13 protein-coding genes are annotated in these 15,784 nt (G+C 70.0%); 7 read left to right on the plus strand and 6 right to left on the minus strand.

The window, feature by feature from the left end; all coding sequences use genetic code 11:
* Nucleotides 1–11: 11 nt before the first annotated feature.
* The 4 genes from KYK13_RS34800 (at nt 12) to KYK13_RS34815 (ending at nt 7,667) form a co-directional block, all read left to right on the plus strand.
* The gene (locus KYK13_RS34800; protein WP_223638718.1) at nt 12–1,286 is read left to right on the plus strand and encodes a hypothetical protein; all 1,275 of its coding nucleotides are present in this window, start codon (nt 12–14) and stop codon (nt 1,284–1,286) included.
* 12 nt (nt 1,287–1,298) lie between these two features.
* On the plus strand, nt 1,299–4,253 hold the full coding sequence (locus tag KYK13_RS34805; protein WP_223638721.1) for a DUF4215 domain-containing protein: 2,955 nt from the start codon (nt 1,299–1,301) through the stop codon (nt 4,251–4,253).
* Nucleotides 4,254–4,479: 226 nt separating this feature from the next.
* A complete protein-coding gene (locus KYK13_RS34810; RefSeq protein WP_223638724.1) occupies nt 4,480–6,915 on the plus strand; it encodes an isoamylase in 2,436 nt (811 codons plus the stop codon).
* A gap of 92 nt (nt 6,916–7,007) precedes the next feature.
* The gene (locus KYK13_RS34815; protein ID WP_223638727.1) at nt 7,008–7,667 is read left to right on the plus strand and encodes a pentapeptide repeat-containing protein; all 660 of its coding nucleotides are present in this window, start codon (nt 7,008–7,010) and stop codon (nt 7,665–7,667) included.
* A 21-nt stretch (nt 7,668–7,688) separates the two neighbouring features.
* Here the strand turns inward: KYK13_RS34815 and modC are convergent, their stop codons facing one another.
* From modC to modA, 3 genes are read right to left on the minus strand one after another with little or no spacing between them, the layout of a single operon-like run.
* Entirely contained in the window at nt 7,689–8,813 is a 1,125-nt protein-coding gene (gene modC, locus KYK13_RS34820; RefSeq protein WP_223638731.1) for a molybdenum ABC transporter ATP-binding protein, read from the minus strand.
* Nucleotides 8,810–9,487, minus strand: a complete 678-nt coding sequence (gene modB / locus KYK13_RS34825) for a molybdate ABC transporter permease subunit (RefSeq protein ID WP_223646914.1) — start codon at nt 9,485–9,487, stop codon at nt 8,810–8,812. The genes modC and modB overlap by 4 nt, the downstream gene beginning before the upstream one ends.
* Nucleotides 9,487–10,380: a molybdate ABC transporter substrate-binding protein gene (gene modA, locus KYK13_RS34830; RefSeq protein WP_223638734.1), complete on the minus strand. Its 894-nt coding sequence runs from the start codon at nt 10,378–10,380 to the stop codon at nt 9,487–9,489. Before modA ends, modB begins: the two co-directional genes overlap by 1 nt.
* A gap of 144 nt (nt 10,381–10,524) precedes the next feature.
* On the opposite strand from modA, the gene KYK13_RS34835 reads away from it, so the two are divergent.
* Nucleotides 10,525–10,965, plus strand: coding sequence for a MarR family winged helix-turn-helix transcriptional regulator (locus tag KYK13_RS34835; RefSeq protein WP_223646917.1), 441 nt, complete (start codon nt 10,525–10,527; stop codon nt 10,963–10,965).
* Between the two features lie 207 nt (nt 10,966–11,172).
* Complete coding sequence (locus KYK13_RS34840; RefSeq protein ID WP_223638737.1) at nt 11,173–11,736, plus strand: hypothetical protein; 564 nt, start codon at nt 11,173–11,175, stop codon at nt 11,734–11,736.
* 4 nt (nt 11,737–11,740) lie between these two features.
* Here the strand turns inward: KYK13_RS34840 and KYK13_RS34845 are convergent, their stop codons facing one another.
* The 3 genes from KYK13_RS34845 to KYK13_RS34855 form a co-directional block, all read right to left on the minus strand.
* Nucleotides 11,741–12,643, minus strand: coding sequence for an endonuclease/exonuclease/phosphatase family protein (locus tag KYK13_RS34845; RefSeq protein WP_223638741.1), 903 nt, complete (start codon nt 12,641–12,643; stop codon nt 11,741–11,743).
* Nucleotides 12,644–12,732: 89 nt separating this feature from the next.
* The gene (locus tag KYK13_RS34850) at nt 12,733–13,368 is read right to left on the minus strand and encodes an MXAN_6652 family MXYO-CTERM-anchored protein (RefSeq protein ID WP_223638744.1); all 636 of its coding nucleotides are present in this window, start codon (nt 13,366–13,368) and stop codon (nt 12,733–12,735) included.
* Between the two features lie 111 nt (nt 13,369–13,479).
* Nucleotides 13,480–14,175 carry a DUF4336 domain-containing protein gene (locus KYK13_RS34855; RefSeq protein ID WP_223638746.1) on the minus strand — a complete coding sequence of 232 codons (696 nt, stop codon included), beginning with the start codon at nt 14,173–14,175 and terminating at the stop codon, nt 13,480–13,482.
* A gap of 126 nt (nt 14,176–14,301) precedes the next feature.
* Between KYK13_RS34855 and proS the strand changes: the two genes are divergently transcribed.
* Nucleotides 14,302–15,735: a proline--tRNA ligase gene (gene proS / locus KYK13_RS34860; protein ID WP_223638749.1), complete on the plus strand. Its 1,434-nt coding sequence runs from the start codon at nt 14,302–14,304 to the stop codon at nt 15,733–15,735.
* Nucleotides 15,736–15,784 lie beyond the last annotated feature (49 nt).

Below are 15,784 nucleotides of genomic sequence, written 5' to 3' on the forward strand. Positions count from 1 at the left end.
TGAACAGGGTGATGAGCAGGTCCGCGTTCGTGCTGTCGGTGCTGCTGGCGCTGGAGACGGTGCCCGCGTGGGCGCAGGAGCCGGCGCCGCGGACGAGCACCACCAGGACATCCCAGGGCACGAAGAAGACGGTCACGTCCAGGACGGCGGGGACCGCGAAGAAGTCCACCGCCGCGAAGACGACGGGCAGGACGAAGCTGTCCGGCACCGGCGCGAAGCGGCGGCGCAAGGGCCCCCCAGAGGAGGCCGCGCAGGCGCCCGCGGACGCGCCCCTCTCCCAGGCCGCGCCCCCCTCCCCGCCCGGAGCCGAGGAGGCTTCGAGGGAGCAGGCCAGCAGCGCGCTGGAGGGCTCGACGGCGGGTGCGCCCGAGGGCTCGGAGGAGCGCCCCTGGGCGAAGGGCATCCCCAAGGCGGACCAGGACGCGGCGCTCGCGCTGTTCGCCGAGGGCAACGTGCTCCTGAAGGAGTCCATCTTCGTGCGGGCCGTGGAGAAGTACCGCCTGGCGCTGGCGCGATGGGACCACCCGGCCATCCACTACAACCTCGCGCTGGCGCTGATGAACCTGGACCAGCCCGTGGAGGTGCACGAGCACCTGGTGGCGGCCCTGCGCTTCGGGCCGGCGCCGCTGGAGAAGGAGAAGTTCGAGTACGCCCGCAACTACAAGACGCTGGTGGAGCGGCAGCTGGCGCGGGTGGACATCACCTGCGCCACGCCCGGCGCCACGGTGACGATGGACGGCCAGACGCTGTTCGTGGCCCCCGGCCGCTACGAGGGGCTGGTGCGCCCCGGCGCGCACAGCATCGTCGCGACGATGGCGGGCTTCGTGCCCAGCGACCAGAGCCGCACGCTCCTGCCCGGTGAGACGACGACGCTGGACCTGAGGCTCTTCACCTCCGACGACCTGATTCGTTACAAGCGCCGCTGGTCCGCCGCGATGCCCTGGCTGGTGATGGGCGCGGGCGTGGCCGTGGCGGGCGGCAGCGCCTTCCTCCACAGCCAGTCCCGCGACCACTTCCGCGCCTTCGAGTCCGGCATCGCCGAGTGCGGAGGCTGCGTGCCGCCCACCGCCGTCGCCAACGAGCGCTCCCAGGGCAACCTGATGCAGTCCGGCGCCATCGCCGGGTACGCCGTGGGCGGCGCGGTCATCGTCACCGGCGCGGTCCTCGCGGTCCTCAATCAACCCAAGCCGTACCGCATCGACCCGGGCCAGGAGGCGGCGACCGTGCAGGTCACCCCGCTCCTCGGCGCGGGTTCAGGCGGTGCCGTCGCCACGTTCCGTTTCTAGAGGCTCTCCCACATGACACGCGTCCCCACCTCCCCGCCCCCGGGCGGCTCCCTCCTGGTGCGCGCCCTGCTGCTCGTGGCCGCGCCGCTCCTGCTGCTCTCCTCCTGCTATCAGGCCACCACCGTGGACTGCCCCGCGGGGCTGGTGTGTCCGGACGGCATGAAGTGCGCCGCCAACCAGGCCACGTGCATCTCCACGGACTGCGGCGACGGCGTCATCCAGGACCACGAACAATGTGACGACGGCAACGTCGTGGACGGCGACGGCTGTAGCCACGACTGCCAGTCCACCGAGACGTGTGGCAACGGCGTCGTGGACCGGGTCACCAACGAGAAGTGCGACGACGGCAACACGGAGGACGGCGACGGGTGCAGCGCGGACTGCAAGTCCAACGAGCTGTGCGGCAACGGCGTCACGGACACGGCCGTGGGCGAGAAGTGCGACGACGGCAACAACACCAGCGGCGACGGCTGCAGCGCGGACTGTCTGTCCAACGAGACGTGCGGCAACGGCTACACCGACCCCTCGAAGGGGGAGAAGTGCGACGACGGCAACACCGTCAGCGGCGACGGGTGCAGCGCGGACTGCCTCTCCCAGGAGAGCTGCGGCAACGGCTACGTGGACGTGGCCAAGGGTGAGAAGTGCGACGACGGCAACAACATCAACGGCGACGGGTGCAGCTCCGACTGCAAGTCCAACGAGACCTGCGGCAACGGCGTCCTCGACACCATCAAGGGTGAAATCTGCGACGACGGCAACAACGTCAGCGAGGACGGGTGCAGCGCGGACTGCCGCTCCGCGGAGGGCTGCGGCAACGGCGTGCGCGACGGCGAGGAGCAGTGCGACGACAAGGGCGAGTCCGCCACCTGCAACATCAACTGCACCGTGCGCGTCTGCGGCGACGGCATCGTCAACCGGACCGCGGGCGAGCAGTGTGACGACAAGGGCGAGTCCGCCTACTGCAACGCCAACTGCACGCTGCGCGCCTGCGGCGACGGCGTGGTGAACACGTCGGCCGGCGAGCAGTGCGACAACCCCGGCCCCGTCAACAGCCCCACCTGCGACGCGGACTGCACCATCGCCTTCTGCGGCGACGGCTTCACCAACGCCACGCGCGGCGAGCTGTGCGACACGGCTGGCAACTCCCGCACCTGCAACGCGGACTGCACGCCCGCGGCCTGCGGCGACCGGTTCCTCAACACCGCGGCGGGCGAGCAGTGCGACGACGGGCCCAACTCCCCCATCTGCGACGTGGACTGCACGCCCGTGGCCTGCGGCGACGGCGTCACCAACACGGCGGCGAAGGAGCAGTGCGACGACGGCAACACGCGCGACGACGACGACTGCCTGAGCACCTGCAAGCCGAACATCTGCGGCGACGGCGTGGTCAACGTCAACGGGCCGGACCGCCCGGAGTCCTGCGACGACGGCAACACCCGGACGGAGACCGCGTGCGACTACGGCACCGCCACCTGCGAGGCGTGCAGCAGCGACTGCAAGACGCGGCTGGAGCTGAAGGGCAACGTCTGCGGCGACAACGTCAAGGACGCCACCCACGAGGCCTGTGACGACGGCAACACCGAGACCGAGGACGCCTGCCCCTACGGCACCGCCACCTGCAAGGTGTGCCGCTTCGACTGCAAGGAGGTCCTGTCGCGCACGGGCAACGTCTGCGGCGACAACGTCAAGGACGCGGACCACGAGGTCTGCGACGACGGCAACACCAAGACGGAGACCGCCTGCCCCTACGGCCAGGCCGACTGCCAGGCCTGCCGCAATGACTGCCAGGAGACCCTCACGCTCCACGGCAACGTCTGCGGCGACGGCGCCAAGGACCCGAACCCCGCCAACGAGGTCTGCGACGACGGCAACACCAAGACGGAGACCGCCTGCCCCTACGGCACCGCCACCTGCCAGGTGTGCCGCGGCGACTGCAAGGAGATCCTGACGGTGAAGGGCAACGTCTGCGGCGACGGCGTGGCGGACCTGGCCCACGAGACCTGCGACGACGGCAACCTCATCACGGAGACCGCCTGCCCCTACGGCCAGGCCAGTTGCAAGCGGTGCAGCAGCGACTGCCAGACGATCCTCAACCTCCAGGGCAACGTCTGCGGCGACGGCGTGCAGGACGTCAGCTCCGCCAACGAGGTCTGCGACGACGGCAACACCGTCACGGAGTCCTCGTGCCCCTACGGTCAGGCGAGCTGCAAGGTGTGCCGCGGTGACTGCAAGGAGCTCATCCCCGCCACGGGCAACGTCTGCGGCGACGGCGTCCTGGACTCGGCCCATGAGACCTGTGACGACGGCAACCTCATCACGGAGACCGCCTGCCCCTACGGCCAGGCCAGCTGCAAGCGGTGCAGCAGCGACTGCCAGACGGTCCTCAACCTCCAGGGCAACGTCTGCGGCGACGGCGTCGTGGACTCGACCCGCGAGACCTGCGACGACGGCAACCCCACCTGCGGCTCGTGCAGCGCGGACTGCCAGCTGAAGACGCTCCGGGCGGCGACGGGCACCATCACGGCCTCCGCCAGCACGAACATGAATGACGGGGAGACGTTCACCATCAGCGACGGCCTCAACACCCCCGTCACCTTCGAGGTGGACCGCGACAACAAGCTCAAGAACCCCGCCAATCAGCGGGTCGCCCTGTCCAACACGGGCACCACGCCCGCGACGCAGGTCGCGCTCATCATCCGGGACGCCATCAACGCGGTGACGGATCCCTTCGAAATCACGGCGACGGTCGGCACCAACAGCACCATCGTGAACCTGACCCACAACCTGAAGGGCACCATCGGCAACCAGGCGATGACCGAGAAGATCTCCAACGTCGACTTCAAGGTGAACGGGATGAACGGCGGCGCCGGCTACGACTGCACCGAGGGCAAGGCGTGCGTGGCGGACGAGGACTGCCAACACGACCTGGTGTGTGGGGCCAGCAAGACCTGCGTCCCCGCGCCCTGAGCGCCGCTCCCATGCGGGGGCCTCCCTCGTGGAACAGGGAGGTCCCACGCGTTGACGCACCGGGCCATGTCTTGCGTTGCACGCGAGCGGGCCTGCGTGCATGGGTGGGGGGACGTGCGGTTGACTTCACTGTCGTGGGGGTGGTGAACCGGTGGCCCCGGGCAGTCGCGGGCCCGGTGGGCTTGCAGCGGTCGTGAACCCCGCTTGCCGCGTCTGGAGCCACAACATGCTGACCCCTCCCCGTCGTCACCGCCGGAGCCCCTGGCTCACGCGGTGGCATCCCCTCGTCGCCGTGGGCTTCGCCTCCGCGCTGGTCTCCTGCGCTTCCCCGGCAACGCCTGACGAAGCCCCCGCCCCCGCGGCCCCCGCCGTGGAGGACATCGCGCAGCGCGAGCAGGAGCTCACCTGGACGCTGGGCGCGAAGTACGACGCCACGCAGGCCAACATCGACTTCAACGTCTACTCGTCGCGCGCCACGCGCATCGAGGTGTGGATCTACAAGACGGCCCAGGGCGCTCAGGAGTCCGTGAGCTATGTGATGACGAAGAACGCGACGACCAATGTCTGGTCCAAGTCCGTCTCCGTCGCCACGCTGAAGAACACCTATGGCATTACCGGCACCGTCTATTACGGCTACCGCGCGTGGGGTCCCAACTGGACCTACAGCTCCACCTGGAGCAAGACGAACAACACGGTGGGCTTCGTCGCGGACGTGGACGCCGCGGGCAACCGCTTCAACCCGAACAAGCTCTTGTGGGACCCGTACGCGCTGGAGCTGTCCCACGATCCGGTGAACCCGAACAACGCGGACGCCACGGTGTTCGCGTCCGGCCCGCTGCACCGCTACAAGGACAGCGGCCCGTACGCGCCCAAGGGCATCGTGCTGGCGCCGGACACCACGGCCACCGGCACCAAGCCCACGCGCGCCTTCAAGGACGACATCGTCTATGAGGTGCACCTGCGCGGCCTGACGAAGCAGGACACCGGCTCCGGGTTGGATGCCGCCTGTCTGGGCACCTACAAGACGGCGGGTCAGAAGGCGGCGCAGCTGGCGGCGCTGGGCGTGACGGCGGTGGAGTTCCTGCCGCTGCATGAGACGGACAACGGCAACAACGACAAGGTCGCGAGCACCACGGGCGACAACTACTGGGGCTACATGAGCCTCAGCTACTTCGCGCCGGACCGCCGCTACGCGTGCGACCAGACGCCGGGCGGCCCCACGCGCGAGTTCAAGACCATGGTGAAGGCGTTCCACGACGCCGGCATCAAGGTGCTGGTGGACGTGGTCTACAACCACACTGGCGAGGGCGGCGGGTGGATCAACGGCGACCCGAGCACGTACAACGTCATGTCGTACCGGGGCCTGGACAACCCCACGTACTACAGCCTGACGAAGGACATGCAGTTCAACTGGGACAACACGGGCGTGGGCGGCAACTTCAACACGTTCAACCCCGTGGCCCGGAACGTCATCCTGCATTCGCTGTCGTACTGGAAGGACACGCTGGGCGTGGACGGCTTCCGGTTCGACCTGGCGTCGGTGCTGGGCAACATCTACGAGCACGAGACGGCCACGCACAGCGGCTACGAGTACAACCGCGACAACCCGAACACGGCGCTCAATCAAATCACCACGCAGTTGGATCCACGTCCGGAAGCGGGCGGCGCGGGCACGGACTTCATCGCGGAGCCGTGGGCCATTGGCGGCAACTCCTACCAGGTGGGCAACTTCCCGGCGAAGTGGCGGGAGTGGAACGGCGCGTTCCGCGACGTCTTCCGCAAGGACCAGAACCAGCTGGGCGTGGAGCCCGTGCTGCCGTCGGACCTGGCCACGCGCTTCGCGGGCTCGTCGGACCTGTATGGGGATACGAATGACGGCCGCAAGCCGGCCGCGTCCGTGAACTTCATGGTGGCCCACGACGGCTTCACCCTGAAGGACCTGTACTCGTGCAACAGCAAGAACAACGGCCAGGCGTGGCCCTACGGCCCGTCCGACGGCGGCGAGGACAGCAACCACAGCTGGGACCAGGGAGGCAACGCGCTGCTCCAGCGGCAGGCGGCGCGCAACGGCATCGCGTTCCTGATGCTGAGCGCGGGCGTGCCCATGATCACGGGCGGCGACGAGTTCCTGCGCACGCAGTACTGCAACAACAACGCGTACAACCTGGACTCGGACAAGAACTGGCTGAACTACACGTGGAACACGGACCAGACCAACTTCCGCGCGTTCACGCAGAACCTCATCGCGTTCCGCAAGGCGCACCCGGCGCTGCGTCCGGCGGCGTTCTACGCCACGACGGACGGCAACGGGAACGTGATGGAGCAGCACCGCTGGTTCAAGCCGGATGGCTTCATGCCGGACGCGCCGTACTTCAACGACCCGAGCAAGCACGCGCTGGCCTACCGCATCGACGCGACGGAGTTCGGTGAGACGACGGTGAACGCCATCTACGTCGCGTACAACGGCTGGTCCGACTCCGTGAACTTCCTGCTGCCGTGGCCGGGCAATGGCAAGCAGTGGTACCGCGTGACGGACACCTGCTCGTGGGCCGAGGGCCCGAACCAGGTGGTGCTCAATCCGGGCAGCGCGCAGCTGATTGGCGGCGAGGCCGCGAACTACGGCGTGTGCGGCCGCGGTCTGCTGGTGCTGGTGGCCAAGTAGCGAGGAGGCCGTGGAGGGCCCGGCGCGCCGTCCTGGCGGCCGGGCCCTTCGCGTTTGGAGCGGGCGTGACGGCGGGCCGGTATAAGGCCGGCATGGCCCAGGACGACAGCGCGGTGGTGAAGCGGCTCCAGCAGGAGGACGCGTTCGAGAACGAGACGTTCGAGGGGTTGGACCTCCAGAACGTGGACCTGGGCGACAAGGAGTTCTACCGGTGCACGTTCCTGAACTGTGAGTTGCAGGAGGGCCGGTGGAAGGACGCGCTCCTGGAGGCGTGCGTGTTCCAGGGCTGCAACCTGACGCGCGCGAACTTCAACGCCATCCGGCTGCGGGGCGTGCGCTTCGAGGGCTCGAAGCTGATGGGCATCGACTGGACGGGCGTGGCGCCGAACCCGGAGGTGGGCTTCGAGGAGTGCGGCATGCCCTACAGCTCGTTCGTGGGGCTGAGCCTGCGCCAGACGTCCTTCGTGCGCTGCGTGGCGCGCGAGGCGAACTTCTTCGACATGGACCTGACGGACGCGGACTTCACCGGCGCGGACCTCACCGGGAGCAACTTCCGGGGCTGCACGCTCACCCGGACGGACTTCTCCGGGGCCACGGGCCTGGTGCTCATCCCCGCACAGAACCGGCTGAAGGACACGCGCATCCCGCAGGACACGGCGATGTCCGTGGTCCATGAGCTGGGGATGCTCGTGGAGGGCTACCACGCGAAGACGGGACGCGGAGGGGCGAAGAAGCCGGGAGCGAAGCGGTAATGGAGGGCACGCCGTGAGACGTCAGGTCGCGGCTCGGCCGGGCATCGCGGGTGAGGCCGTGCTCGGCCTCCGGACATCCTGGAGCAGGCGGCGGCAGGAGGAGGACTTCACCGCGAGGTACACGCGCAGCCCCGGCGCGACGCCCAGCTCGCGCACGGCGGAGCGCGTGAGGCGGACCACCCAGTGCACGCCCGCCACGTCCACGTGGGCGGCGGACTCCCCTGCCCCCGCTTCCTCCAGCTTCGTCACCGCGCCCTCGAGCACGTTGCGCGCGGAGACGCCGGTCAGCGGACCGGTGGACAGCAGGATGTCCTCGGCGGGCACCGCGTATGCGGCGCGGGTGCCTGGGGGCAGCTCCGGCGCATCCGGCACCCAGAGCGACAGACCTTCCGTGACACGCAGCTGTGTCCCCCCGGACGCGGGATGCTCCAGCGTCCCTTCCAGGATGTTCTCCTCGGGCTCCCCCGTGAGCAGTCCTCGCGCCACCGTGCCCAGCACCGTGTCCGCCGGGCCCACGGCCTTCACCGCGCCGCCGTCCAGGAGCAGGGCCTCGCGGGCCAGGGCCCGGGCCTCACCGAGCTGGTGGGTGACGTAGAGCAGGGGCACCCGGGCTTCATCGCGCACGCGCAGGAGGTACGGCAGCACGCGCTCCTTCAATGCGACGTCCAATGCGGCCAGCGGCTCATCCAGCAGCAGCAGTGCCGGATCCGTGGCGAGCGCCCGTGCCAGCGCGACCCGCTGCTTCTCCCCCCCGGACAGCGTCACCGGGTAGCGATGCAACAGCGGCTCCAGCTCCAGCAGGTGCACCGCTTCGTCCACGCGCGACGGACGTCCGGCGCGCACGCCGAAGCGCACGTTCTGTCCGGCGGTGAGGTGCGGGAAGAGCAACGCGTCCTGCGGCACGTAGCCCATGCGGCGCGCTTCGGGCGGCACGTCGACACGAGCGGCCGTGTCGAGGAGCACGCGCCCCTCCACCACGACACGCCCCGTGGCGCCGCGCCGCAGCCCCGCGAGCACCTCCAGCAGCGACGTCTTCCCGGAGCCCGAGCGCCCCAACACCGCCACCGACGCGGACGTGAAGCGCGCCTCGACCTCCAGCGCGAAGCGAGCCAGGGGCAGCCGCAGGGACAGCTCCAGCTGACTCAAGCGAGCCCCCGGGCCCCGCGCCGGCGCGTCACCACTTCCGTCACGTACATGGCCCCGAACGCGAGCACCACGGAGACGCCCGCGAGCTTCAGCGCCTCCGCGTCCTGCCCCACCTGCGTGCGCTGGAAGATGGCCAGGGACAGCGTCTGCGTGCTCCCGGGGATGTTGCCCGCCACCAGCACCGTCGCGCCGAACTCGCCCAGCGCCCGTGAGAACGCGAGCAGCGCGCCCGTGAGCACTCCGCGCCACGCCAGTGGCAGCGTCACCCGGAAGAAGGCCCGCGTCCGCGTGTCCCCCAGCGTGCGCGCCACCGCCACCAGCCGTGGATCCACCTCCTCGAAGCCCGCTCGCGCGGAGCGCACCAGCAGCGGGAACGCCATCACCGCGCTCGCCAGCACCACGGCCTTCGGCGTGAACACCACCTCCACGCCCAGCGCATCCAGCAGTCGCCCCAGCACCGAGTCCCTCGCCAGCAGCTCCAGCAGCACCAGGCCCACCGCCGTCGGAGGCAGCACCAGCGGCAGGGCCAGCAATGTCTCCACCACTCCGCGCCCCGGCCCCTTCCAGCGAGCGAGCGCGTACGCCGCCGCCACGCCCGGGACCAGGATGAGCGCCGTGGAGAGGGCCGCCACCGCCACCGTGAACAGCACCAGCCCCATCAGCCCTTCGTCCATCACGGCGCGGGGCGCCCCTTGCCCGCGTCCGGAGCCCCGCCGCGAGTCCCGGCCGGTGCGCCCTCGAGCACGCCTGCGTCCAACGCCGCCGCGCCGCCCGAAGCGCCAGACGCCGTGCCCGTCACGCCGGCGTCCGGCGCCGCCTTCGCCGCGCTCGCATCCAGGAAGCCCAGCCGTCGGAACTCCTTCCGCGCGTCCTCCGTCTGGAGGAAGCGCACGAACGCGAGCCCTCCCTTCGGCGACCGGCCCTGCGTCAGCGCCGCCGCCGGATACACGATGCGCGGCGCGTCTCCCTCCGGCACCGTGAACACCCCCCGCACCTTCCTGGAGCCCGCCGCGTCCGTCGCGTACACCACGCCCGCGTCCGCCCGCCCCGCCTCCACCGCCGCCAGCGCGGCCCGCACATCCACCGCCGGCACCACGCGCGGCGCCACGTCCGCCCATACGCCCGCCTTCGTCAGCCAGGCCTTCGCGTACACCCCCGCCGGCACCGCCGCCGGCTCCGCCAGCACCACCCGCTTGAGCCCCTTCAGGCCCGCCGGCCCCGAGACCTTCAGCGTCGACCCCGCCGGCACCACCACCACCAGCCGGTTGGACAGCAGGTCCACCCGCGAGCCCGCCTGCACGAGCCCTGCCCGGTCGACCGAGTCCATCTTCGCCTCGTCCGCGGAGAGGAACGCATCCGCCGGCGCCCCCGCCACCACCTGGCGTGCCAGGTCGCTCGACGCCCCGAAGGCGAACCGCACCCGGTGCCCCGACGCCTGCTGGAACGCCGGTGCGAGCGCCTGGAGCGCGTCCGTCGTGCTCGCCGCCGCGAACACCAGCACCTCCTCCGCTCGCGCCGACGACACCGCCACCCACGCCAGCAACAGTCCCCACCATGCGTGTCGCATCACCCGTTCCTCCCGCGCCCCCGGTGCCCCCCGAGGCTCTTTGGAGCCTACAAGTTGACCGGCCCGCACCCCGCCGCTAATGAATACTCTGTGTCACGGAATATCCACAAAGAGGATGAAGCGCTCACGAAGGACATCGACCGGATGCACGAGTTGATGTTCTCGCTGGGCCGTCGCCGTTCCCTCCGTGACCCCATCGCCAGCACCTGCGAGCAGTTCCAGTTCACGCCGCCCCAGGTGCACGCCCTGCTGTGGCTGGGCCTGGACGGCTCGCTCACCATGGGGGAGCTGGCCCGGCGACTGGGCGTCACCGAAAAGACCGTCACCGGCGTCATGGACCGCCTGGAGCGCGAAGGTCACATCGTCCGCGAGCGCGGTGAGAACGACCGGCGCATCGTGCGCTGCCGGCTCACCGACAAGGGCAAGCAGACCTTCTCCAAGCTCGACCGCTCCATGCACCGCGCGATGGGCGTGGTGATGGGCATGCTCGACCCGGATGACCGCCAGGCCCTCTTCCGCGTCCTGGAGAAGGTGCTCCTCAAGCTGGACGCCGCCACGCCGGACCCCCCCGCGTCCGGAACCTGAGCCCCTCAGCACCCACCCGCCGCCCCGGATACACCTTCAGTGCGGCACTGTGTCCGCGATGACAGGTTTCACCGTGCGCGGAGGACGAACAACCCAGCGAGTTGCCACGGTGCGTATCGCCCGGGGAGGATGTCTCAAGACACAATGCGGAAGATGATCCGGCTGGGGTCCGCGACGAACACGGAGCGGCCGGTGGGAGGCATACGGATGGATGTCAAAGGCGTCGCATTCCTCGCACGGCAGACCATGGCGGTGCAGGCCTTCGGCGAACCGGCGTGGAAGGCCTTCCTCTCGGAGCAGGCGAAGCGGGACCCCGTCTTCGGGCAGCTCATCATGCCCGTCTCGCGCATCCCGGCGGACGCCTTCCTGCGCCTCAACGAGGCCTTCACCCAGCGCTTCTACGCCGGTGACACCAAGGCCTACTGGCAATACGGCGTCAAATCCGCCGAGTACGCGCTGGGCCAGGGCCAGCTCAAGACGATGTTCGGCAAGGACGACTTCCGCCGCTTCGCCCTCTTCACCCCCGGCATCTGGAAGGGCTACTTCACCGAAGGCGAGCTCACCGCGCAGTTGCAGGGCGACACCGTGGAGCTGCGCATCACCGGCGTGCCCCGCCCGCACATCTACTTCGAGCTCGCGGTGATGGGCTTCGCCGCCGGCGGGCTCGCGTACCTGAGCGGCCGCAAGGACATCCACCACGAGGTGGTGAAGGGCTTCAGCAAAGGGGACCTGGAGGTCCTCTACCGCTTCACCCTGCCCACCCCGGGCTGAAGCCTCAGGGCAGCGCGGCCGCCGTGGCCGTACGGGCGGGAGCAGCGCCGGCCGGAGCCGCCACGGGAGTGGGCTCCGGCCGCAGCCGCAGGTCCGCCACCACCGGGTAGTGGTCGGACGCGCCCACGCGCAGCACGCGCGTGGACACCGGGGTGAAGGCGCCGCACGCCATCACGTAGTCGATGCGCAGCGACTTCAGGAACAGCGGCATCGGGTAGGTGCCCGTCCGGTCCGAGCGGGTGACGCGCGCCACGTCCTGGAGCTGGCGGCGCAAGAGCCGCACCGGGCGCGAGTCCGGATCATCGTTCAGGTCCCCCATCAGGAGCAGCGGCCGCGAGTCCTTCTCGAGCAACCGGGAGATGAAGGCGCTCTGGCGCACGCGCGCCGCGCCGTTGAAGGGCCGGCGGATGAGGTGCGTGGCGTAGACGCTCACCTCGCGCCCGTCCACGTCCAGCACCGCGTGTGCCAGCGTGCGCGGCTCCGCGCCCTTCGGCGTGGGCAGCGGGTACTGCGCCAGCGACTCCAGCGGGTAGCGCGACAAGAGCGCGATGCCATACGCGCCGCCGTACAGCCGCGTGGTGCCGAAGTGCGCGCGGTACTTCAGGCCGGTGAGCGCGGACAGCCGCTCCACCTGATCCTCGCCGTGCGCGCGCGTGGAGCCCACGTCCACCTCCTGTAGCGCGACGACGTCCGGGCCCTCCTGACGGATGACGTCCGCCACCTGCTCCAGCCCCCGCAGGCCGGACTGGATGTTGAACGTCATCACCCGCAGGGCGCCCGGCTCACGCTTCGGGGCCACGGCCACGGGCGTGGTGCCCGAGGACAGGGTGGGACGCACCGCGGGAGCGGAGGCACAGGCCAGCGATCCCGCGACGAACAGGGCGGTCAGGAGAGAGCGCGTTCGCATCAAGGGGGGCGATGGTAGGCCGCCCGCCCTCGCGCTGTCGTCCTGCCTCCCGGCGCCAGGCCGGAGGGCAGGCGGGCTGCGGCCCGGGCTCAGGCCTGGCCGGACTGACGGCGGCGGCGCGCGGCCAGCGCCACGAACACGGCGATGAGCGCCGCGGGCGCGCCGGTGGTGGCCACCGAGCAGCCGCCCCCGTCCTTCGAGTCGTCCGGATCCGGCTTGACGGGGTCCGTGCCGCCGGTGACCACGATGTCCAGCGTGGCGTTGGCGTGCGAGTCCCCCGTGGACTCGTTGTTGCCGTTCACGGAGTTGCCCGCCGCGTACACCTTGTAGGTGCCGTTGGTGGCCGGGGCCACCAGGGAGAAGTCAAAGCGCGCGGAGCCGTTGCTGAACGCCTTGGGCAGCGAGTGCGTGAGCTCACCGCTCATCAGCTTCGTGCCCGCGCCCGCGGTCAGCGTCGCGCCGTCCACGGCCACGTTCATGCCCGCCTTCACGCCGGGGCCGCCGGTGATGATCAACGAGTAGTTGCCCGTCTGGCCCGCGGTCAGCGCCGTGGGCCCCTCCAGCGTCACCGTGGGGGTGCTCGAACCGCCACCGTGGCAGCCGGACGCGGTGCAGGACACGCCCTGCTTGCCGCTGCGCCCGTTGATGCCCGTGGAGTTGGCGAACGCCGAGCCCGCGACAAGGCACACCGCGACCGCGCCCACCGACGAAAGAAAGGACCGCATGGAACGACCTCCTGGGGGGAATCAGGAAAAACGAGGAGGTCCCCTTCTAGCGCAGCGCGGCGAGGAGTGCAGCAGCCGACACTCCCCTGTGACTTGGGGGCAAGCCGCGCCCTACAGCCAGGAGAAGGCGTCGTGCAGCGCCTTCTGGCCGCCGCGCTCCAGCACCTGGCCGTGGCAGACGATGACCCGCTCCACGTCCCACTTCATCGCACGCTGGATGGAGGCCCGCGCGGCCTCCTTGTCCTGGGTCAGCAGGCGCAGGAAGCGCGGCGCGGCGAAGCGCCCCAGGACGCCGTCCAGCCACAGGTACGCGCGCAGCTTCAGGCCTTCCGCGTGCGCGTAGTGGAAGGCCAGGTCGGTGACGAGGGCGGTGCGGGACGGTCGGTGGAAGAAGAGGAACTCGTTGAGCAGGGGCATGCCGCGCACGTTCATCTGCTCAATCACGGGGGCCCAGGCGGGGTCCGGGAGGTCCTCCAGCTCCAGGTCGATGCGGAGCGCCGGCTGCTTCGCGCGCAGGCCCCGCGGCGCCACCACGCGGGCGTCGGGGAAGGCCGCGGCCCAGTCCGGCAGGTGCAGGTGGTGGAAGAGGTTGGGGGCCACGAGGAAGCGCACGGGCCCCAGGGCCGCCACGGCGGCGCGCCGCTCCGGCGTGAAGGCGACAGGCGAGTGCACCCACAGCCCGCCGTCCGGCAGGCGGAGGACCGTCATGCGGCCCCCCACCGGCACGCCGAAGAGGGAGAAGGGGGCGTCGAACACGTGCACGTCTTCAGCGAGCTGCCGGGGCGCGGCGTCAGGGGGCGTGGGCATGGCGGGTCGTCTTCCAAGCACGGCCGGGACCCACGGGAGGAGTCCGGCCTCGGTCCGGCGTTGATTTCCGGAACATCCCAGCGTAGGCAGCCTCCCACTTTCCATTCCTAGCAAGGTGCCCAGCACATGGCCGAGAAGCTCACGCCCCGCGAGAAGGGCTTTTCCGAGTGGTACGTCGACCTGGTCCAGAAGGCGAAGCTCGCTGACTACTCGGACGTGAAGGGCTGCATGGTCATCCGCCCCAACGGCTACGCGCTGTGGGAGAACATCCAGCGGACGATGGACAGGATGTTCAAGGACACGGGCGTGAAGAACGCCTACTTCCCCCTGCTCATCCCGGAGAGCTTCCTCAAGAAGGAAGCCGAGCACGTGGAGGGCTTCAACCCGCAGCTGGCCGTCGTCACGCACGCGGGTGGCCAGAAGCTGGAGGAGCCGTACGTCATCCGGCCCACGTCCGAGACCATCATCAACCGCAGCTTCTCCAAGTGGATCCAGAGCTACCGCGACCTGCCCCTGCTGGTGAACCAGTGGGCCAACGTGATGCGCTGGGAGATGCGCACGCGCCTGTTCCTGCGCACCACGGAGTTCCTCTGGCAGGAGGGCCACACCTGCCATGAGACGGAAGCCGACGCGGAGGAGCGCACGCTGCAGATGCTGGAGGTCTACCGCACGTTCGCGGAGGACTACATGGCCATGCCCGTGCTGCCGGGGCGCAAGTCGGAGTCGGAGAAGTTCGCCGGCGCGCTGCGCACGTACAGCATCGAGGCCATGATGCAGGACAAGAAGGCGCTCCAGGCGGGCACCAGCCACAACCTGGGCCAGAACTTCGCCAAGGCCTTCGACACCACGTTCCAGGGCCGCGACGGCAAGATGCACCACGTGTGGCAGACGTCGTGGGGCTCCTCCACGCGCCTCATCGGCGGGCTCATCCTCACGCACTCGGATGACGCGGGCCTCGTGGTGCCGCCGCGCATCGCGGCCACGCACGTGGTCATCATCCCCATCGCCGGCAAGGCGACGGACGCGGAGAAGACGCAGGTGATGGAGAAGTCCCACGCGCTGGCCGCGGACCTGCGCAAGGCGGGCCTGGGCGTGGTGGTGGACGACGACGAGACCAAGGGCCCGGGCTTCAAGTACAACGAGCACGAGCTCATCGGCACGTGTCTGCGCATCGAGCTGGGCCCCAAGGACCTGGCCAAGGGCTCGTGCGTGATGGTGCGCCGCGACCTGCGCCAGAAGGAGTTCGTGTCGCTGGACGAGGCCGTCGCCAAGGCCCAGGCCATGCTGGACCAGATGCAGAAGGACCTGTTCCAGAAGGCCAAGGACTTCCGCGACTCGCACACCTTCGAGGTCAACTCCTACGAGGAGATGAAGGCGCGCGCGGAGGACGGCTTCCTGCTGGCGCACTGGGACCTGGACCCGAAGACGGAGGCGCGCATCAAGGAGGAGACGGGCCTCACCACGCGCTGCCGCCCGTTCAGCCTCAAGCAGGAGCCGGGCAAGTGCGTGCTGACGGGCAACCCGTCGCCGGGCCGCATCGTGTTCTCCAAGGCGTACTGAACCGCCAGCGTGTCCGCCGTACCCGCGGGGCTGGGAGGCGACTCCCGGC

This window comes from Corallococcus sp. EGB, from assembly GCF_019968905.1.
Classification (GTDB): Bacteria; Myxococcota; Myxococcia; order Myxococcales; family Myxococcaceae; genus Corallococcus.